The sequence below is a fragment of the Lysinibacillus sp. NPDC097868 genome (assembly GCF_044761135.1).
Taxonomy (GTDB): domain Bacteria; phylum Bacillota; class Bacilli; order Bacillales_A; family Planococcaceae; genus Lysinibacillus.
The window spans coordinates 1,915,806-1,934,688 of sequence record NZ_JBIWBS010000001.1 but is presented as its reverse complement, the minus strand read 5'-3'; the positions used below and the strand labels follow the sequence as shown (position 1 = coordinate 1,934,688).

Here is an 18,883-nt window from a genome sequence, read left to right as displayed (position 1 = left end):
CACACACATAGTAAATGATTAATGTGTGTGCTTTTATATATAAAAATATTATATGCAGAAAATTTATTCAATTTAATTTATAATGATACTTAGTATTGGTTTAAGGAGTGAATATATGCATGAGATTTGGATGTTTACAGCAGTGGCATTGATGATTGTTATGGTGCCTGGAGTGGATTCGCTTCTAGTGTTAAAAAATACAATCATCCATGGAAAGAAAGCAGGCTTTTTTACAATGGTGGGGATTATTCTTGCTCTAGTAGTTTGGACAACCCTTGCCGTTCTTGGGCTAGCTACGATTATCTCAAAATCAATGGTCGTATTTTTAGCGATAAAATATGCAGGTGCCGCGTATTTAATCTATTTAGGCATCCAATCTTGGCGTGCAAGGGCACAAAATATAATATTACAAGAAGAGCTACCTTTACAGGTAGAAGTAGAAAAAAATGTATCGCTTAGCTGTATGACCCAAGGCATTACGACTGATCTATTAAACCCAAAAACATTGCTATTATATGTAACATTAATGCCTCAATTTATTCAGCCAAATTTTAATATTAACTCTCAATTAATCGTATTAGCAGGCATTTTAATCGCGTTATCAATTGTTTGGTTGGGCATTGTGATACTCGTTATGAATGTCATTCGAAAATGGTTTATGAAACAGACGGTGCAGGCAATGTTTAATAAAATTACGGGTGTTATGTTAGTTGGAATTGGCATACGGATAGCGACTGAAAAAGTATAGAGCTAGAAAAATGCACGCAAAGGTCATATCCCTTTGCGTGTATTTTAACTAGGCTTAGTAAGCGGTCCATCCACCATCAACGGCAATGATTTGTCCATTCACAAAGCTTGCTTCATCTGAGCCTAGGAAAATAGCAAGTTGTGCAATTTCTTCGGGTTGCCCAGCACGTGGATTGATTGCTAGTCCTAGTGATTGACGAGCCGCACCAACTTCGCTCATATTGGTCATTGTTGCAGCGATATTTGTCATAACAGCACCTGGTGCAATACCATTACAACGAATGTTTTGGTTTGCATACATAAATGCTGTATTTTTTGTTAAACCAACTACTGCATGTTTAGATGCAGTATAGGCAGCACCAGCACGTGCACCGTATAATCCGCCAGCAGAAATATTATTAACAAAAACACCATGTCCTTGCTCTAGGAAAATTTTTGTTGCCATGCGCATTGAACGCATAACAGCAGTTGTATTTACGGCAAATACTTTATCCCACCGCTCGTCAGAAATCTCACCGACAGGCTCCATTCCATCCATAATGCCCGCATTGTTAACTAAAATATCTAATTTACTATAAGCATTTTTTGTTTCATCGAATAAGCGTTGCATGTCCTCAGTTGAAGCGACATTTGTTTGTATAGCAATAGCTGTGCCGCCATTTGCTTGAATACCATCAGCAACAGCCTGTGCACCGTCTAAATTTAAATCTGAAACAACAACTTTAGCACCTTCTTTTGCATAACCTTCTGCAATTGCTTTTCCCATTCCTGAAGCTGCACCTGTAATGATTGCTACTTTACCTTCTAATCTCATGTCAAAAGACCTCCTATTAGATCAAATTTCCCTGAGGACAAAGTTATTTTGTCCTAAAGCTTAACCAGAAATAAATATGCACTCGCATTTACTACTTCTGGTTATGTATTGAACATGTGTTCATTAAAATATTATAATACTCATGTAAGCGATTTCAATATGCAGAATTCGTAGAACTGTTCAGTAATCAACACATTTAAAATATTTGTTTAATATGGAGGTGAAAATTTTGACCGTTAACGATTTGCGGGTAGTAAAAACAAAGCAAGCGTTACATAATGCATTGCTTACTTTGTTAAGCGACAAACCGCTAGAAAATATCTCGATTGCGGAAATATGCCGTGTAGCAAAAGTGAATAGAGGCACATTTTATTTACATTATGAACAAAAAGAGAAGCTGTTTGAGGAATACTTTCAGGAAATTGTGGAGGATTTATATAATTCCTATGAGGAACCATATCGCGCTGCATCGATCATTATTAAAAATGAGTTAGATCCAAGTACGATTCGTATTTTTCATCATATAGAACGGTTTAAACTCTTTTATCGAATTGTCTTTTCAAAAAATGTACCGCTAACCTATTATTATATGTTATTTAATGAAATTCAATCGCTATTAAAAAGAGACTTAGCTCAAAATAAAATAGGCAAAATAACAACTGACTTTTATAGTGCCTATCAAGCAAATGCAATTATCGGCATGATTATTGAGTGGTATCGTCATGATTTTGCCGAAAGTGCTAATGAACTAAATCAGCAGCTTGCGGCCATTTTACGTCTTGAAGAAAGTTACGACAATGCCGGTAAACCTAGGAGAATCGCCGATAAACACTGAGAAGTCGCAGATAAACTCATGCCCAACGCTGGTATACCAGAAGTACTTGAACAACAGTAAAAAAAGTTAGATTGATGGCAGTCAATCTAACTCTTTTTCTCTTATGGCACAGCCTTTTTGTTTTATTATTGAAGTTATTATTGATGAGTAGTTACGCTTAATTCTTGTGCTATTTTAGGTCTTTTTAAGGCAACCGCAACTGTAGCAATAACGAGTGTGACAGCAATGATCATAGCTAACGAACAACTATTATGAATTAGACTTTCAGAGCTACCTCCAAATATAATTGTATAGTAGCCATCAGCCCCGTAAGTTGCTGGCAAAAGGGAAGCGAGGCGATGGTAAAAGTCTGAAAGCATAGCATTCGGTACGAGTACGCCAGATGTGACAAGCTGTAAGGAAAGTGCGCAAATATTAAAGACCATGCCGAGATTACCAAATACGATGACAAAGACCTGTGCTAAACATAGAAAAGCCCAAAACATGAAAGCTTGGAATAGATAAATAGTGAAAAAGCTTTCCGTACTTGAAATTGTAAATAGATGCATCAATCCTATTGTCAGTAGTGGAAGAATAAAAGCAACAGCAATATTTACAAGCTGTCGAGCAAAAAATAAAGACCATTTCGAAACAGTATGTTGTACGATTTCAGCTGCCTGCTGATGTTGCATAATCATCACCATTGCACCGACAAATGATGAAATAATAACCATTAACGGTACGAAATTTGCTGCAAAACCTTTGACGTCATTCGTTTTAATAATAGTAGATTCAACTGTTCGGTCTTTAACACCCATAATGGTTGAAGCAACAGTATCTTGAACTTTAAGTGCTGTATTTTGTTCTAAAGGAAGCTGTGAAAACTGCTGTGAAAATGCCTTTATAATCTCTCCTTGCTGTACTGGATACAGACTATGATTGGCTTCCTCTGTAGCTTGTTTTGCTACGCTCTCCATCAATGTTTTGGCAAGGCTTGCGTTCGCTTGATTTATGGAATAAATAATTTTAGCTTCTTCACCAGTCTGTAATTGGGCAGAAAAATCAGCCGGTATGTGAATAATCATATTTATATGACGCAAATCCAAATCTTTTTCTGCCATTTTAATTGAGGTGAATTCTTTCGTAGCAAAAGGCAATGATTCCTTTAATCCGCTAATCACTTCTTGACCAAAGGCTGAATCTTCACTGATCAAGCCAATCGTTAAGTTATCAGCTCTATCATTTATGCCGTCGTATGCGGTCATCCAGATAGAAAAAAATATTAATTGAAATGCAATTGTAGCGGCAATACCAATATAAGTTTCGCGAATTTTAAATAACGCTTGTAATCCTTTCATTATAAACCCCCTATAAGTAAGTACTTACTTGCATACTTGAGAAAAATTTTTTCTAGGAAATTAATCCCCTAGAAAAAATTGCAACACTTGTGTTAATCAGTTCTTCAGTTGGAAGGGTAGAAACGGTCGTACCTAATCGAGCGCGTGAAATAAAGTGACCGAAATTAAGGGCAATAAGAGATAGTGCAGCAGCTTCATAGTTGACTTCACGGATTTTCCCTTTATGGTGCATCTCTTCAAAATAATGAATTAACTCATTTTTGAAGAGAAGGGGGACATTCGCTATTTCATTACTAATTTCTGGAAATTGCATCGATTCCTTAAAGCCAATCATAACAAGGTCCTTTATGGACATCATATATTCAAAATACTTCATTGAAAAATGTTTTAAATCTGTTTCTAAATCCCATGTAACCTCTTCGCGAATCATTTTTTGCAAAATAGGGTTGTAGGAAAACCTGTCCACAATGGTCTTTAAAATCCCTTGTTTATTGCCAAAGTGGCGAAAAATCGTTACTTCATTGACCTGTGCTAAATCGGCAATTGCCTTCGTTGTCGCTGCGGTGTAGCCCTTTTCACTAATTAGCTGTATGGCTGCTTCAATAATTCGATCTGCTGTTTCTTTCGTTGTCAATAAAATACATCCTCCAATGCAAGTGGTTACTTACATGTTAACATGAGTGATTTGTATTAGCAATAGCTCAAACTGAATCATTCGCCAGTTTTGTCATTGACAACTATATCGGGCGCTGATATATTTTATTTATATCGTCAGTCGATATATTGTTTGGCGATATAGAGGGAGGTATTTTTTATGGCACAGACACAGGAATATCCGCCTTTAACAGAGGGTGTTTATTATATTTTATTAGCATTATTTGAAGCTCGACATGGCTATGGCATTATGCAGTTAGTCGAGGAAATGAGTAAAGGTCGTGTGCGTCTTGGGGCAGGCACGATATATGGCGCTATTAAAACATTGTTGGAACGTCAATGGATAGAAGCATTAGATGGTGATGGTCGTAAAAAGGAATATATAATTACGGAAAGTGGAAAAAAAGTAATAGAATATGAAATTTTACGATTAAGGGAACTTTTTGATAATGGTATCCGTATAACAAATGGGAAAGCATAAAACGCATTTTTATATAAGAGGTGTTGATATGAAAAAAATTAAATTTCGCTTTTTTCTGGACTATGAAAAAGAAGAGGTATGGGTCAATGAAATGGCCGAGCATGGATGGCATTTACGAAAAAATATAATCAGCTTCTTTGTATTTGAACAAGGCGAGCCTGGAAAATATATTTATCGTAATGAATTGGTAGTCGGTGTAAAGAAAGATTATTGCGAATTTTTGGAGTCATTAAATATTGAATGCGTTTCTAAATTCGGTGTTTGGGCATATTATCGTAAAGAAGCAGCTGATGGAGAATTTGAATTATACTCAGATGCACCTTCTAAAATAAAATATTTAAAATCAATTAGTAGGCTGTTTATTCCAATTGCCATTCTAAGTGTTTTAATAGGATTTTTCAATATATTCGCGGGGCTAACAACATCGCCAGCAACGTTCATGACTATTAATCTTGGTTTTTTAAATGTGTTTTTAGGGGTTTTAATGTATGTACCAATTAGAAAAATTCAAAGACGCAAAAAGCATCTAGAACATGATTTACATATATTTGAGCGGTAAGGAGGATAAATATGACATTACAATTACAGCAGGTCACAAAAAAATACAAAGATTTCACAGCGGTTGATAATTTAAATTTCACGATAGAAAAAGGTGAGATTTTTGGACTAATTGGTCAAAATGGTGCAGGAAAGACAACGACATTCCGTATGATCTTAGACTTGCAGGAAACTACAGCAGGAACGATATCATGGAATGGAAAGCCTGTGAATTCAATAAACCGTGACGTTCTTGGTTATTTACCAGAGGAACGTGGAATTTTCCCTACAATGAAGGTTGAGGAGCAGCTCTACTTTTTCGGAGAGCTACGAGGCATGAAAAAAGCAGAGCTTAAGAAGGATATTGATTTTTGGATTAGCCGTTTTGATTTAGAAGAAAAACGCAAAGATAAAGCGGAGACGTTGTCTAAAGGAAATCAACAAAAGGTACAGTTAATTGCAAGTTTTATTCATAAACCACAATTTTTAATTTTAGATGAGCCTTTTAGTGGTCTTGACCCAGTGAATAAAGACTTACTGAAAGATGCCATTTTACTGTTAAAAGAACAAGGAACAACGATTTTATTTTCAAGTCACCAAATGGATAATGTCGAAGAACTTTGTGATCACTTATGTCTTTTAAAGCGGGGAGTATCACTTTTTTCCGGCAGTTTATTAGATTTAAAGAAACAGTATGGCAAAACGAAGCTGTCTGTACGAACTGATTACTCTACTACAGAGTTACTTCAGCTCGAAGGTGTTAAAGACATACGTGTGGAAAAAGAGCAAACGGTGTTAATGCTTGAGGATGAGCATTATGCAGAAAGTATTTTCCAACGTTTATCTGCTGGTAAGTACATCGAAAAATTTAGTTTAGACTATTTAACACTGGATGAAATTTTTAAAGATAAGGTAGGTGGCAGCGTTGTCGAAGTTTAGTTTGTTAATGAAGCAATTATATAAATCAAAATTAAAATCAAAATCATTTATTTTAATGACACTTCTATACGTGCTTGCAATGTCTGTTGCTATTTTTTGGTCAGATATTAAGGAGCTTTTCACAGGGAACGATGAGGCACAGCAAATCGCTATTGTTAATGATACGACCGCAGATTTAAGCGGAATATTTGTATCAAATAGTGATATGGTGTTTATTCAAGATGAGACAAATTTAGAGAAGTTAGAGAAAAAAGTAAAAGATGGTGAACTTGATGCTATCGTTGAAGTGAGTGATCAGAACGGTCAGTTGCATGCAGAAATTTCAACATTTAAGCCTTTGAAATTAAATGATCAATCGACGATATCTTCTTTATTGCAATATGCTGGACAGCATTATGCAGTACAAAAACTATCCCTATCGTCAGAGCAGGCAGCTCAAATTATGGCTGCCAAAACGATTATTTCAAATAAAAATTTAAATGAAGAAACTACTGGTGGAAAAAGTGAGGAAGAAAAACAATCAGGGCTATGGGTATCCTATGCTGTCGGCATTTTAATTTATTTCTTTATTTCCACATTCTTATCGATGATTACAACTGAAATTGCTTCTGAAAAGGGCTCACGCGCTATGGAAATGCTATTAGTAAGTGTGAAACCTGCCACGCATTTTAAAGCAAAAATTGCAGGTGTACTGCTACTAGCAATGACACAAATGGCGATTATTGCAGTTGTCTTTCTTATCTATGCAAAGTTTGCGAAAGACGGCGTTATTTGGGAAATGGCAGCAAGTATTGTTAAAGAATTATCGCTTGGATATGTGCTGTATGCAATTCTGTTTTTACTGTTAACAATTGTTTTATACTTGATTGTTGGCGCATTATTCGGCTCATTAGTGTCTAAAGTAGAGGAAGCCGGTCAAGTGCTAATGCCAGCAATGATGATTACCTTAATCGGCTTTTATGTAATGCTTTCGGGAATTGGTAATCCCGATACAATTATTATTAAAGTTTTCTCTTATATTCCATTCACATCGGGTATGGTGATGCCAATGCGTATTGGAGCGACAGATATAGGTATGATTGAGCCTTTACTATCACTTGGCATTTTAGTTGTGACAATTATTGTTGCATATTTATTTAGCTTATCGTTCTACAAACGTAGCGTCTTGACATATAGTACAGGCGGCGTGATTCAAAAGTTCAAAACGGTATTAAAAGTAACAACATAATGATGGAAAGCAGCTATTTACATGTAGCTGCTTTTTTAAATAAATAAAGAATACGTTGATTTCCGTTCCAATCGCTCCCTTATCGCAGGCACGGCTCCAACTACGATGAGCGCCTTAAAAAGGGATTTTAAGCTCGAGCTGTTCCTGCTGAAGTGTCGCGCTTTTCACTTCAATCAACGTGTATAATTAACTGAAATAATTGCTACTCCTAACCTGCATACAAAGGAACAGGAAAACGTTCATAAATACAAAATGGTTAATGTAGTTGAGTTCTCTAGGCTATTGACTACAGTCTGACAGCTATTAGGATGTATCTGTTTTCGACATCAATATACTAATTTTTAGAAAAGATGTAAGGCGAATTGAAGATTCAGTCGAATTTTCAGTTCAAACAGGCTATAATTTGAGGAGAAGGAATGATGGAATGCTTTGTGAATGAAGGTAAATACCGCCCACTCAAACTTCCCATTAGACCGAAACTTTAATTAAATCGAACGTGTATTGCTAAAACAGATGAAACTTTTTCATCTACTAATCGTATGTAATAGAAGAGATTAATCGCAGGGGGTATTACTTATGTCTGAAATGAACAATGACCTATTTAAATCAAAAGATCCATTCGCAACTGAAAGTCCACAATTACAACCTAACCCATTAATGCATGCTGAACCAGTGCATACACCAACATTGATTTCTGAGCAAGAGCTATCACAAATTGCTCAAAATCAGCTTGTTTTAAAGAAGGATCCAGAGGTTCATGCACTTGCTCAAAAAATTGATGTAAAAGACCAAATCGCTATGTTAGAGCTAGGAAAAGAAACGGCGAATGGCATTTCTACATTTTCAGATAAAATGCTAGCAACAATGAGAGCTAGTAAGCTGGAAGAATCCAGTGTATTGTTAAATAATTTAAATAAAGTGATGGATAAATTCGATCCGCAAGATTTTGCAGAACAGAAAAAATCGGGCTTCCTTACAAAGCTGTTCAGCAAAGGAAAAGAACAATTAGAAAGATTTTTATCTAAATATGACAGCATGAATAAAGAAGTTGATGTGATTTACCGTGAAATTCAAAAGTATGAAGTTGAAATGAAACGTAATACTATCGACCTGGAAAACTTATACGACCAAAACTTAGATTATTTCCAAACATTAAGTAAATTTATTGCGGCGATTGAAGTAAAGGCAGATGAAGTTCGTGCTGCGTTACCAATGTTAGAGCAAAAAGCGCAAACAGGTGACCAACTAGCCGCAATGGAATTTGAAACGATGCAACGTGCAGTAGAATTACTTGAGCAACGACGTTATGATTTAGAAATGGCACAGCAAGTATCGTTCCAATCTGCACCACAAATTCGCTTAATGCAGCAAGGTAATAACCATCTAATCGGAAAAATAAACTCTGCATTTGTAACGACTATTCCAATTTTCAAACAAGGTTTAATCCACGCCGTAACATTAAAGCGCCAAAAGCTTATCTCAGATTCAATGAGTGAACTGGATCGTCGCACAAATGAAATGCTTGTGCGCAATGCAGAAAACATTAGCAAAAACAGTGTCAATATTGCACGCGCTGCAGGTAGCCCAAGCATTAAAATTGAAACAATTGAAACAACATGGCAAACCATTATGGCCGGTATCCAAGAAACAAAGCAAATTCAAGCAGAAACTGCGAGAAACCGCGAGGAAGGCCGCAAACGTATCGAAAAATTACAGCTTGAATATGAAAAATTAAAAAAAATGTAATGATAAACATGGGACAGAAGACAAACTCTAAAAATAGAGTATGTTTCCTGTCTTTTTTTCTTTACTAAAATTGGGGTTAATGTACTTTGGGTAATTTAAAACATTTTTCTCAGTTTCAAAGAAAGTTGAACAATAATAACGATTTAGAACACTATTATTTCAAAGACTAATGGATTGCAAATTATAGGATTTATCTAGTTTCGTAGACTAGTTATTAGGTGTTTTATTAGCGGTTTTCCTAAATCCTCCAATTTAACATCATCTAACTGCAACCCCCAATAATATATGGCTCCCATCAAACTTTGTACAATCATCTGAAAAAATTTTTCCGTAGAATCAATGTGTCGAATGGAATTATCTTCTTTTCCTTCTTCAATTATTTGGTAAAGAATGACATACAGTTTACGATTTTCATTTGTAAAGAAAGTATGCTCATTACTTATGATTGCTGCGGAGTAAATAACGCGCATTAAATCCTTTCCCATTTCTTCCTCTATACAACGGAATACGGCTAGACAGAAGGCTTCCAACCGTTCTATTGCTAAAGTATATTGTAGCTTTAATTCCTCATAGATATGTACATAACTTTTGTCCATTTCCATAAAACGCATCATGAAAATGCTTGATTTAGATGGGAAATGTTGATAAAAGGACCCCTTTGATGTTTTACTTTCCTTGACAATTCGATCCACGGAAACATTATCGTAGCCAAGCCTTTTAAATAATTCGAGTGCTACGGTCATGATGTGAAGTTGTGTTTGAATACCTTTTGTTGTTTTATTCTCTAAATCCATTATTTCTCGCTCCTTAAAGAAAGAATTTTCTAAAATATTTGACTATTATTTATTCCCATTATATCATCAGACTATAGTCTAGTCTAATAAGGAGTGATAGTAAAAGTGGAAAAACTGAGAAAAGCTGAAGAGCTAGAATTTTTGTTTAAGGATTCTATGCGTCTATTAGTCGGGGGTTTTGGCATTTCAGGTACACCGTTAACATTATTAGATGCTGTTGCGAAGTTTGAAGCAGGAAATTATGAAGTTGTCAGCAATAATCTTGGGGATGAAGGGAAAGGTCTTTATAAAGTGTTCGAGGCAGGAAAAATCGATAAAGCAATTGGTTCATTTTTCACGATTAACAAAGAAGCTATAAGGGCTTGGTCAATGGGAAATTTGAAAATTGACTTAATGCCCCAAGGTACTTTAGCAGAGGCAATTCGCAGTGGAGGCGCTGGCATCGGTGGTTTTTACACGCCAACTGGTGTGGGAACAAGACTAGCAGAAGGAAAGGAAGTTCGAGAGATTGATGGTGTTCGTTATTTATTTGAGAAGGCAATCAAAGGGGATATTGCCCTCATTAAAGCAGCGAAAGCCGATAAAGCGGGCAATCTGGTTTATCACACAACTGCAAGAAACTTCAACCCAATAATGGCAACAGCTGCAGAAACAGTCATTGTGGAAGTCGATGAAATCGTTGAAATAGGGGAGTTAAATCCTGAAGAAATTATAACACCCCATATTTTTGTAGATTACGTTATTAAAAGTAAATACATCAAACAAGGGGGGGCCTATGTTGAAGCTAAATAGTCGAGAAATAATTGCTATGCATATTGCACGTGAGCTAAAAGATGGCGATGTAGTCAACCTAGGCGTGGGAATTCCAACGCTAGTTTCAAAATATATTGATAATAAAAAGATATATTTCCAAACTGAAAACGGTTTAATCGGCATGGGTCCACCACCTAAAGAAAATGAGCAAGATATAGATTTAATAGATGCTGGGAAAGCTCCTGTCACAATTACGCCAGAAGCAGCATTCTTTGATAGTGCTTTCTCATTTGCGATGATACGGGGTAAACATGTGGATGTAGCTGTTCTAGGAGCACTTGAGATTGACCGTTATGGCGAGATTGCGAATTGGTCTGTACCGAATCAACCCATTTTAGGTGTCGGGGGCGCAATGGATTTAGTCGCTGGTGCGAAGAAGGTAATTGTAGCAAGTACCCTTTTCACCAAAAATGGTTCTTCTAAACTAGTAGAAACTTTAACATTGGATTCTAGCGGTGAACGGCGTGTTAACCAACTGGTAACGGAGTATGCGAACTTTTTATTCCAAAATGGGGAGATTTTCATAAAGGATATTTATGGGGATTTAACATTTGAAGAATTAGAATCACGTATTGGATTACCATTAAAACGAAAAATTAGTATCTAATTGAAGGAGGAAGCCTATGTGGAGTTTAATTACGATTACAATTTCATTAATTTTATTAATCGTATTAGCACTAAGAGGATTTAGTATTATCATTATTGCTCCGGTTGTAAGTTTATTCGTTATGGTGACGAATGGGTTTCCGATTTTAGAAACGTTCCAAGAAACGTATATGACTGGGTTTATCAATTACGTTCGAAATTATTTTCTAATTTTTTTGTTTGCAGCAATGTTCGGTAAGCTAATGGATGATAGTGGAGCGGCTCGTCAAATCGCCAATCTATTACTTCGAATTATCGGAAAAAATAGTAAATATAAAGTGTTAGTAGCAATTATGGTTATCTGTGCGTTCTTAACGTATGGTGGTATAAGTTTATTTGTAGTTATTTTCGCAGTATTACCAATAGCGAAGCCATTATTTAAAGAGTTAGATATTCCGTGGCATCTATTTATGGCAGCGTTTTTTACAGGGATTGGGACCTTTACAATGACGATGTTACCAGGTACCCCTTCTGTACAGAACATTATCCCGACAAACTACCTTGGTACATCGGTTACAGCAGCTCCATTATTAGGGATTATCGCAGCGGTTTTCGTTATTGCGATAAACCTATGGTATATGAAATTTGCGTTAAAACGTTCAGAACAACGCAAGGAAACCTATGCAGGTATGACAAACCCTGATAATAATGGCAAAGATGGTATTAAAGATATTTACGAGGGGCGTACATTACCAAATGCATTTTTAAGTTTAATTCCGCCAATTGCCTTGTTAATCGCATTGAATATTTTCAAGGTTGAAATCATTTACACGCTAATGGGCGTTGTATTATTAACAACCGTCTTATTCTGGAAATACATTGAAGTCAAAAAAAATACACTTAACGAAGGCGCTGTATCAGCGGTACTGCCAATTATTAATACGAGTGCGGATGTTGGTTATGGTTCGGTTATAGCGATTACCACTGGTTTCAGTATTTTTAATGAAGCGATGGCGCAAATTCCAGGTAGTCCGCTTATTTCACTTTTCCTAGCAACAACGGCACTTGCTGGAATCACCGGATCTTCAAGTGGTGGGCTAGGAATTGCAATGGAAGCGTTATCATCGACTTACTTGAAAATGGGTTTAAATCCTGATGCTATGCATAGAGTAGCAGCAATTGCTTCGGGCGGACTAGACTCGCTACCGCATAATGGTGCAGTTATTACAATTTTAGTAGCTTCAAAGTTAACCCATAAGGATGCTTATAAACATATCTTTGTGGTTTCGGTTATTGCACCATTAATTGCAAGTATTCCAATGCTAATAGCAGCAATTTTATTATATTAATACTTAAGGGGGAAGGAAGATGATTCAAAAAATTGGGGTTATAGGATCCGGAACAATGGGGTTTGGTATTGCTTTTCAATTTATCACGAATGGAATACCTGTTGTTTTACAAGATATTAGCGAAGAATCTCTACGATTAGCTAATGAAAAACTGAATACGTATCTGACAATTTTTAGGGAGGAGGGGACAGTGTTCGAAGATTCGGATAAAACGATTGTTGAACGTTTAACATTTACTACAAAAATAGAAGAGCTTGCTGATTGTGATTTGGTCATAGAATCTGCCACGGAAAATCTTGAGCTCAAGCAGAAAATTTTTAAGCGGCTTGATGAGGTTTGCGCTGCTCATACAATTTTGACATCAAATACTTCAAGCTTAAAACTTTCAGAAATCGTTCATTATGTAGAGAAGCGAAAAGATAAAGTGATGCTTACACATTTTTTTAACCCTGCGCATATTGTGCCGCTTGTGGAACTGCTTAAAGGTCCTGATACAAAGCAAGAGACATACGATGAAGTTGACGCATTGATGAAAAAAGTGGGCAAGGTAACAATTAACGTTCGTGTTGAAGTACCAGGCTTAGTAGCAAATCGTATTCAAGTAGCATTAGCACGTGAAGCATTAGCAATGTTAGAAGATGGTGTTGTGTCAGAACAGGATCTAGAAAAAGCAATATTCGCAGGTCCAGGTTTCCGATTTGCCTCTAGTGGTTTATTGAAGATCATCGATTTTGGTGGATTGGATGTTTGGGGCATAGTATTGGATCAATTACAGCCAGCAATTGAATCGAAAGTTCGCTCGTATAGTGTGATTAATGATAAAACTGAACAGGGCTATCTAGGTGTCAAATCTTCTAAAGGTTTCTTTGAATATCCTGGGAAAGGTTTAGATGAATACGTAATTGAGCGTGATCGTTCATTAATTCAACAGCTAAAAACATTTACTACTATTCAAAGGGGGATTGAACATGCGTAATATTTTAGTGACAGGTGCAGGTGGAGGTCTAGGATCAGCAATGGTGGAAAAGTTTGTAACTGAAGGAGATTACGTATTCGCTGCCGATGTAAAGTTAGAAGCTGCACAGGCAGTGGCAGAGTTATATCCAGGAATGGTTAAAGCAGTTGAGTTAGATGTTTCAAACGCAAATTCGGTTCAGCAAGTAATAAATCGTATTTGTGAAAATCACGAACTCCATGTGCTAGTGAATAATGCGGGCTTACAACACCGTGCTAGAATTGAAGATTTTCCAGAAGATAAGTGGGATTTACTTCAAAGTGTCATGCTAAAAGGACCGTTCTTAATGACGAAATATGTATTCCCGTATATGAAAAAGCAAAAACATGGTCGTATTGTTAATATTTCTTCGGTTCATGGTGAGCTGGCAACACCAGAAAAAGTGGCATATGTGGCAGCGAAGCACGGTGTAATTGGTTTAACACGTGTAGCATCACTTGAAGGTGCTGCGCATGGGATTACGGTAAATGCGATTCTACCAGGACCGGTGAAAACACCTTTACTGGTGAAACAATTAAAAGATCTTGAAGAAAGTAGAGGCATGACTGAAGCAGAGGCGTTAAACGAAATTGTATATCCAAAGCAAGCAATGCAACGCTTTATTACAGCTGAAGAAATTGCAGATAGTGTATACTTCATATCTTCAAAACATGCAACGGCTATAACGGGCGAAGCACTGAATGTTTCGGGTGGTATGTAAAAAAGGGGGATTAACCATGTCAGCTTATATTGTAAATGGTAGTAGAACAGCATTTGGTTCTTTTGGAGGCGCCTTTGCTAATACAACTGATATCGATCTAGGTGTTGTCGTTGTAAAAGAAGCATTACAACGTTCAGGGCTGAAGGCAAATCAGATTGAAGAAATCGTGTTTGGTAATATCATTCAAACAACAAGTTCCTCGGCATATTTAGCACGACATATCGGATTAAAAAGTGGTTTATCGGAGGACAGTACTGCGCTTACGGTTAACCGTTTATGTGGGTCGGGCTTACAAGCAATTGTTTCTGCAGCACAGGAAATTGAACTTGGAAATATTCAAGCAGCAATTGCTGGAGGTACAGAAAATATGAGCCAAGCACCTCAAGTATTACGAGGTACACGCTTTGGATCTCCCAATAAAGCACCGATCGTAGAAGATATGTTGTGGGCGACTTTATACGATGAAGTTGCAGGATGTGGCATGGGGATGACGGCTGAAAACTTAGCGGAGAAATATGAAATATCACGTGAAGAACAGGATGAGTTCTCCTACAACTCACATAAACGTGCAGCGGAAGCTCGTCGTTCAGGTCGTTTTGCAGAGGAAATTGCACCAGTATTAATAAAGACACATAAAGGTATGATTGAGATAACTGAGGATGAACATATACGCGAAGAAATTTCGATGGAAGCCTTAGCAAAACTAAAACCAGCATTTAAAAAAGATGGGTCGGTATCAGCGGGGAACGCAAGTGGTATTAATGACGGTGCCGCAGCAATCGTTCTTGTATCGGAAGCTTACTTACAGGAGCATCAGTTAAAGCCATTAGCAAAAATCGTCACTTCAGCAACAGCAGGTGTCGATCCAACAATTATGGGAATTGGCCCAGCTCCGACGATTCGTAAATTATTGAAAAAAGTAAATTTAACTTTAGAGGATATCGGATTGTTTGAACTAAATGAAGCATTCGCTGCACAGTCATTAGCAGTTTTAAAGGAATTAGGCATTGATCAAGAAAAAGTTAATGTCAATGGTGGAGCAGTGGCGCTTGGGCATCCAGTCGGTGCAAGTGGTGCACGTATTACTTATTCGCTTGCATTAGAAATGCAAAAACGAGGTGTTAGATACGGCGTAGCAAGCTTATGCATTGGTGGCGGACAAGGTATTGCTATTTTACTAGAAAATCCAACAGTGTAGTATGGCAATTTCATTTAATACTGTTTGAGGGTTCTAACATCAAAAAACTTATAGAGTGTATTAATAGAAGTAAAAAGATTTTTTATATAGGAAAGTTTGATTAAAAATCATCTCACCTCTTAGTATTCTAAGAGCTAAGATGATTTTTTTGTAGATATTTTCGATAATAGAATCGCGTTTACAGTATATTTCCAATAAAGTCTTTGCTGCTATTTACTATTGTAAGCTAGTCCTCCCTGCATATAAACAGGGTGCTTTTTTATTTTGACAAAAATGGATTTTCTCATTACGATAAAATAAATGAGAATGATTATCATATACCAGATGATGAAGATTTTGAATAAAGCAATCAGTGACGTGATCAATTTTTTACTCGTTTGTGAATGAGAAGAACGATGAATAATATAAGAAATTGACGAATGTCACAGTTAAACAAAACCAAATAGACTAATAAAAATAGTATTAGAAGCAGGATATAATATTTAGGACAGGGGTTGATGAGTAATGAAGTATCAAGTTCTTAGTCGAATACCACTAAAAAACCTAATGGATTTAAAGATTGATTTTGCTTTTAAGCAGCTTTTTGGTAGTGAACGAAATAAAGCGCTAACAATTGTTTTTCTGAATGCTATATTAAACCGGACAGGTAGCAACAAAATAAAAGAAATAAAAGAAATAACGTTTATTAACCATGAAGTAGGTGGGGAGTATAAAGAGGATAAACAATCCCGCTTAGATATTGTCGTAAAAACAGAAAAAGAAGATATAATTAATATAGAAATACAATTAGCGAATAAAAATGACATGTTCAAACGAACTTTATTTTATTGGTCAAGGCTGTATAATTTGCAGTTACAAAAAGGAAAAGGTTATTATACACTGAATCCAACTATTACAATTAATATTTGTGATTTTACATTGTTCAAAAATATTGCTCATTATCATAGTACGTATCATTTGTATGAAGATAAGACTTTACAGCGTGTACAAAAATCAGATGATGTTTTAGAAATTCATTTCATTGAAATGAATAAATTTTTAAAGGCTTGGCTAATGGAAGAACTAAATCCTATTGAAGATATAATCGTAAAATGGTTGCTATTGCTTGGAATGGTAGATGGTCGCAAGCAGAAAGTATATGAAGATATCTATAAAGTATTGGAGGAATTAGCGATGAAAGACAGAAACTTACGTGCAGCGTTTGAAGCGTGGGAAGAACTAAGTCAAGATCCAGAATCCATTATTGCGTACGAATCACGAGTCAAATTTATGATTGACGAAGTGGCAACATTAGAAGATGCAAAATACCATGCAGAACAAGCAGGGTTTGAAAAAGGAATTCAAAAAGGAATTCAAAAAGGAATGCAAGAAGGTATACAAGAAGGCATACAAGAAGGTATAAAAGCCATTGCAAGAAAGATGATAGTAAAAGGAAATAGCAATGAAGAGATTATGGAGTTAACAAGCTTAACGTTTGAAGAAATTCAATCGTTAAGACAAGATGTAGAATGATAGATAGAATAAGCTCAAATAACTTACTAGTTATTTGAGCTTTTTTATTTCAGCAACAATATCTTCTTAAAATCAAGCAGTCGAAAGTCAAAGGGATAAAAATGTAAGGTGAGCATTAACAACTGAGTACCTCGTTTCCAAGAACCATCACGTAGTAAGCGATTGTGCGACTGTAATCAACCTTTTGATCCCTTCTCTTATTTGTTTTTCATTTGCATAAGAATAACTTAAACGTATCCAAGAAGATTGTTGTTTTAATGGATCGCATATTTGACCTGGCACAAAGGATATAGATTGTTCGATACTTTTCGATAATAATATTTCAGTTGAAAGTTGATCAGGGAGCTGCACCCATAAATTTAGACCACCATTTGGACTGACCCATTGCCAACCTGTTTCTGCTAGCTCTTCCTCCATAATTTCTTTTCGTATTTGTAGGGCGATCCGAATTTTCTCCAAGTGCTGTTGTAACCTTAGTGATGAAAAGTAATGGAGAAAAATTTTTTGATTGAGAAGCGGAGAGCCATTATCAGCTAACGATTTTTCTGTTAATAGTAAGTTCATTAATGATGGTTGACAAATAACGGTCGCAATTCTCAAACCTGGTGAAATGTATTTGCAAAAGCTTCGGATATAAATGACAGTTCCCGCTGTATCAAATGTGTAAAGGGGTGGTGGTGGAGCATAGTCAAAGTAAATGTCGTGATAGGCATCGTCCTCAATTAATAGACATCGATATTGTTCTGCTAATTCTATTAATCTTTTACGCTGCTCGACTGAAACAGTATAACCAGTCGGGTTATGGAATGTTGGGTTGACATAAAATAGGCGTGGTTTGTATTGTTTCATATAGTATTCAACTTGATTTAAATCATACCCCTCTGGATGGATGTCAACCGTTACAATGTGTGCTCCTTGTGCTCTAAAAATATCAATCGCCGCACTATAGCTTGGCCGTTCAAATAAAACGACGTCTCTTGGCTTAATAAACGTTTGAGCGATTATGTGAATCGCTTGCTGTGAGCCAGAAGTAATTAATAGATTATCTGCATGGAGATGCGTTTTATATTGGTTGATAAAATATTGAGTAAGTGTTTCACGTAGCTCTAAATCACCTTGCACAGTGGAGTAGGTTGCAAGTACTTTGGGATAAAGGTCAAACACTTTCTTCACGTAATCTGAAAAGTAATGATTAGGCAAAAGATTTGGATCAATTAACGCCTGAGAAAAGTTATAGGAAACAGGTGATTGATGGATTTCAGATAAATGATTTTTTTGTACATATGCAGAAATAATTGGATTGTCCTGATATGAGAGTTCGGAATTTTTTGTTAAATCACATTGGACAAAATAACCTACTTTATCTTTTACATAAACTTTGTCGTGTTGTTTTAGTAAACGATAAGCCTTTAATACAGTTAATCGATGAATATTCATTTCTAATGCTAATTGTCGGACGGAAGGAATCTTTTCATGCTCTTTCCATTCATTACGTTCTATTCGGTGCAGTACATAATCATATACTTTTTTAAATAGATAATCTTCATTTTGTAACGCTTTGCTCACATCGATTCCTCCTATTCATAACGATTGTACCAT

The 18,883-nt window shown here is 36.2% G+C and carries 19 protein-coding genes; 14 read left to right on the top strand and 5 right to left on the bottom strand.

Features of this window, described 5'->3' with window-relative positions; translation table 11 throughout:
- The first annotated feature begins 115 nt into the window (after positions 1-115).
- The gene (locus ACIQXJ_RS09585) at positions 116-748 is read left to right on the top strand and encodes a LysE family translocator (RefSeq protein WP_403052649.1); all 633 of its coding nucleotides are present in this window, start codon (positions 116-118) and stop codon (positions 746-748) included.
- Positions 749-802: 54 nt separating this feature from the next.
- Here ACIQXJ_RS09585 and ACIQXJ_RS09580 read toward each other — a convergent pair whose 3' ends face one another.
- Entirely contained in the window at positions 803-1,561 is a 759-nt protein-coding gene (locus ACIQXJ_RS09580) for an SDR family oxidoreductase (protein ID WP_401007796.1), read from the bottom strand.
- A 229-nt stretch (positions 1,562-1,790) separates the two neighbouring features.
- Between ACIQXJ_RS09580 and ACIQXJ_RS09575 the strand changes: the two genes are divergently transcribed.
- Positions 1,791-2,396, top strand: coding sequence for a TetR/AcrR family transcriptional regulator (locus ACIQXJ_RS09575; RefSeq protein ID WP_401007794.1), 606 nt, complete (start codon positions 1,791-1,793; stop codon positions 2,394-2,396).
- Positions 2,397-2,533: 137 nt separating this feature from the next.
- Here the strand turns inward: ACIQXJ_RS09575 and ACIQXJ_RS09570 are convergent, their stop codons facing one another.
- Both ACIQXJ_RS09570 and ACIQXJ_RS09565 read right to left on the bottom strand, forming a co-directional pair.
- Positions 2,534-3,733 (bottom strand): YhgE/Pip domain-containing protein, encoded by a 1,200-nt coding sequence (locus ACIQXJ_RS09570; protein WP_403052645.1) that lies wholly within the window; start codon positions 3,731-3,733, stop codon positions 2,534-2,536.
- Positions 3,734-3,785: 52 nt separating this feature from the next.
- Entirely contained in the window at positions 3,786-4,367 is a 582-nt protein-coding gene (locus ACIQXJ_RS09565) for a TetR/AcrR family transcriptional regulator (RefSeq protein ID WP_403052642.1), read from the bottom strand.
- A gap of 180 nt (positions 4,368-4,547) precedes the next feature.
- Between ACIQXJ_RS09565 and ACIQXJ_RS09560 the strand changes: the two genes are divergently transcribed.
- The 5 genes from ACIQXJ_RS09560 to ACIQXJ_RS09540 all read left to right on the top strand — a co-directional run bounded on the left by ACIQXJ_RS09560 (position 4,548) and on the right by ACIQXJ_RS09540 (position 9,318).
- Complete coding sequence (locus ACIQXJ_RS09560) at positions 4,548-4,868, top strand: PadR family transcriptional regulator (RefSeq protein ID WP_403052639.1); 321 nt, start codon at positions 4,548-4,550, stop codon at positions 4,866-4,868.
- A gap of 28 nt (positions 4,869-4,896) precedes the next feature.
- Positions 4,897-5,427: a DUF2812 domain-containing protein gene (locus ACIQXJ_RS09555; protein WP_403052636.1), complete on the top strand. Its 531-nt coding sequence runs from the start codon at positions 4,897-4,899 to the stop codon at positions 5,425-5,427.
- An 11-nt stretch (positions 5,428-5,438) separates the two neighbouring features.
- A complete protein-coding gene (locus ACIQXJ_RS09550; RefSeq protein WP_401007785.1) occupies positions 5,439-6,344 on the top strand; it encodes an ABC transporter ATP-binding protein in 906 nt (301 codons plus the stop codon).
- The gene (locus tag ACIQXJ_RS09545; RefSeq protein WP_403052633.1) at positions 6,331-7,572 is read left to right on the top strand and encodes an ABC transporter permease; all 1,242 of its coding nucleotides are present in this window, start codon (positions 6,331-6,333) and stop codon (positions 7,570-7,572) included. The genes ACIQXJ_RS09550 and ACIQXJ_RS09545 overlap by 14 nt, the downstream gene beginning before the upstream one ends.
- 576 nt (positions 7,573-8,148) lie before the next feature.
- Positions 8,149-9,318 (top strand): toxic anion resistance protein, encoded by a 1,170-nt coding sequence (locus ACIQXJ_RS09540; protein ID WP_403052630.1) that lies wholly within the window; start codon positions 8,149-8,151, stop codon positions 9,316-9,318.
- A 194-nt stretch (positions 9,319-9,512) separates the two neighbouring features.
- Here the strand turns inward: ACIQXJ_RS09540 and ACIQXJ_RS09535 are convergent, their stop codons facing one another.
- Positions 9,513-10,112, bottom strand: a complete 600-nt coding sequence (locus ACIQXJ_RS09535) for a TetR/AcrR family transcriptional regulator (RefSeq protein ID WP_403052627.1) — start codon at positions 10,110-10,112, stop codon at positions 9,513-9,515.
- Between the two features lie 105 nt (positions 10,113-10,217).
- Between ACIQXJ_RS09535 and ACIQXJ_RS09530 the strand changes: the two genes are divergently transcribed.
- The 7 genes from ACIQXJ_RS09530 to ACIQXJ_RS09500 all read left to right on the top strand — a co-directional run bounded on the left by ACIQXJ_RS09530 (position 10,218) and on the right by ACIQXJ_RS09500 (position 17,284).
- The gene (locus ACIQXJ_RS09530) at positions 10,218-10,904 is read left to right on the top strand and encodes a CoA transferase subunit A (RefSeq protein WP_403052624.1); all 687 of its coding nucleotides are present in this window, start codon (positions 10,218-10,220) and stop codon (positions 10,902-10,904) included.
- A complete protein-coding gene (locus ACIQXJ_RS09525; RefSeq protein WP_403052621.1) occupies positions 10,888-11,532 on the top strand; it encodes a 3-oxoacid CoA-transferase subunit B in 645 nt (214 codons plus the stop codon). The genes ACIQXJ_RS09530 and ACIQXJ_RS09525 overlap by 17 nt, the downstream gene beginning before the upstream one ends.
- A 16-nt stretch (positions 11,533-11,548) precedes the next feature.
- Positions 11,549-12,859: a GntP family permease gene (locus ACIQXJ_RS09520; protein ID WP_403052618.1), complete on the top strand. Its 1,311-nt coding sequence runs from the start codon at positions 11,549-11,551 to the stop codon at positions 12,857-12,859.
- A gap of 19 nt (positions 12,860-12,878) precedes the next feature.
- Positions 12,879-13,835, top strand: a complete 957-nt coding sequence (locus ACIQXJ_RS09515; protein ID WP_403052615.1) for a 3-hydroxyacyl-CoA dehydrogenase family protein — start codon at positions 12,879-12,881, stop codon at positions 13,833-13,835.
- Positions 13,828-14,574: a 3-hydroxybutyrate dehydrogenase gene (locus tag ACIQXJ_RS09510; RefSeq protein WP_403052612.1), complete on the top strand. Its 747-nt coding sequence runs from the start codon at positions 13,828-13,830 to the stop codon at positions 14,572-14,574. Before ACIQXJ_RS09515 ends, ACIQXJ_RS09510 begins: the two co-directional genes overlap by 8 nt.
- 16 nt (positions 14,575-14,590) lie before the next feature.
- Entirely contained in the window at positions 14,591-15,772 is a 1,182-nt protein-coding gene (locus ACIQXJ_RS09505; RefSeq protein WP_403052609.1) for a thiolase family protein, read from the top strand.
- A gap of 504 nt (positions 15,773-16,276) precedes the next feature.
- Positions 16,277-17,284, top strand: a complete 1,008-nt coding sequence (locus ACIQXJ_RS09500) for an Rpn family recombination-promoting nuclease/putative transposase (RefSeq protein WP_403052607.1) — start codon at positions 16,277-16,279, stop codon at positions 17,282-17,284.
- Between the two features lie 147 nt (positions 17,285-17,431).
- Here ACIQXJ_RS09500 and ACIQXJ_RS09495 read toward each other — a convergent pair whose 3' ends face one another.
- On the bottom strand, positions 17,432-18,850 hold the full coding sequence (locus ACIQXJ_RS09495) for an aminotransferase-like domain-containing protein (RefSeq protein ID WP_403052604.1): 1,419 nt from the start codon (positions 18,848-18,850) through the stop codon (positions 17,432-17,434).
- Positions 18,851-18,883: the final 33 nt, after the last annotated feature.

Excerpts from the sequence above, each read along its gene's own strand:
- ACIQXJ_RS09585 (WP_403052649.1), top strand. The coding sequence starts at position 116 with ATGCATGAGATTTGGATGTTTACAGCAGTGGCATTGATGATTGTTATG.
- ACIQXJ_RS09580 (WP_401007796.1), bottom strand. The coding sequence starts at position 1,561 with ATGAGATTAGAAGGTAAAGTAGCAATCATTACAGGTGCAGCTTCAGGA.
- ACIQXJ_RS09570 (WP_403052645.1), bottom strand. The coding sequence starts at position 3,733 with ATGAAAGGATTACAAGCGTTATTTAAAATTCGCGAAACTTATATTGGT.
- ACIQXJ_RS09560 (WP_403052639.1), top strand. The coding sequence starts at position 4,548 with ATGGCACAGACACAGGAATATCCGCCTTTAACAGAGGGTGTTTATTAT.
- ACIQXJ_RS09555 (WP_403052636.1), top strand. The coding sequence starts at position 4,897 with ATGAAAAAAATTAAATTTCGCTTTTTTCTGGACTATGAAAAAGAAGAG.
- ACIQXJ_RS09550 (WP_401007785.1), top strand. The coding sequence starts at position 5,439 with ATGACATTACAATTACAGCAGGTCACAAAAAAATACAAAGATTTCACA.
- ACIQXJ_RS09540 (WP_403052630.1), top strand. The coding sequence starts at position 8,149 with ATGTCTGAAATGAACAATGACCTATTTAAATCAAAAGATCCATTCGCA.
- ACIQXJ_RS09535 (WP_403052627.1), bottom strand. The coding sequence starts at position 10,112 with ATGGATTTAGAGAATAAAACAACAAAAGGTATTCAAACACAACTTCAC.
- ACIQXJ_RS09525 (WP_403052621.1), top strand. The coding sequence starts at position 10,888 with ATGTTGAAGCTAAATAGTCGAGAAATAATTGCTATGCATATTGCACGT.
- ACIQXJ_RS09520 (WP_403052618.1), top strand. The coding sequence starts at position 11,549 with ATGTGGAGTTTAATTACGATTACAATTTCATTAATTTTATTAATCGTA.
- ACIQXJ_RS09515 (WP_403052615.1), top strand. The coding sequence starts at position 12,879 with ATGATTCAAAAAATTGGGGTTATAGGATCCGGAACAATGGGGTTTGGT.
- ACIQXJ_RS09510 (WP_403052612.1), top strand. The coding sequence starts at position 13,828 with ATGCGTAATATTTTAGTGACAGGTGCAGGTGGAGGTCTAGGATCAGCA.
- ACIQXJ_RS09505 (WP_403052609.1), top strand. The coding sequence starts at position 14,591 with ATGTCAGCTTATATTGTAAATGGTAGTAGAACAGCATTTGGTTCTTTT.
- ACIQXJ_RS09500 (WP_403052607.1), top strand. The coding sequence starts at position 16,277 with ATGAAGTATCAAGTTCTTAGTCGAATACCACTAAAAAACCTAATGGAT.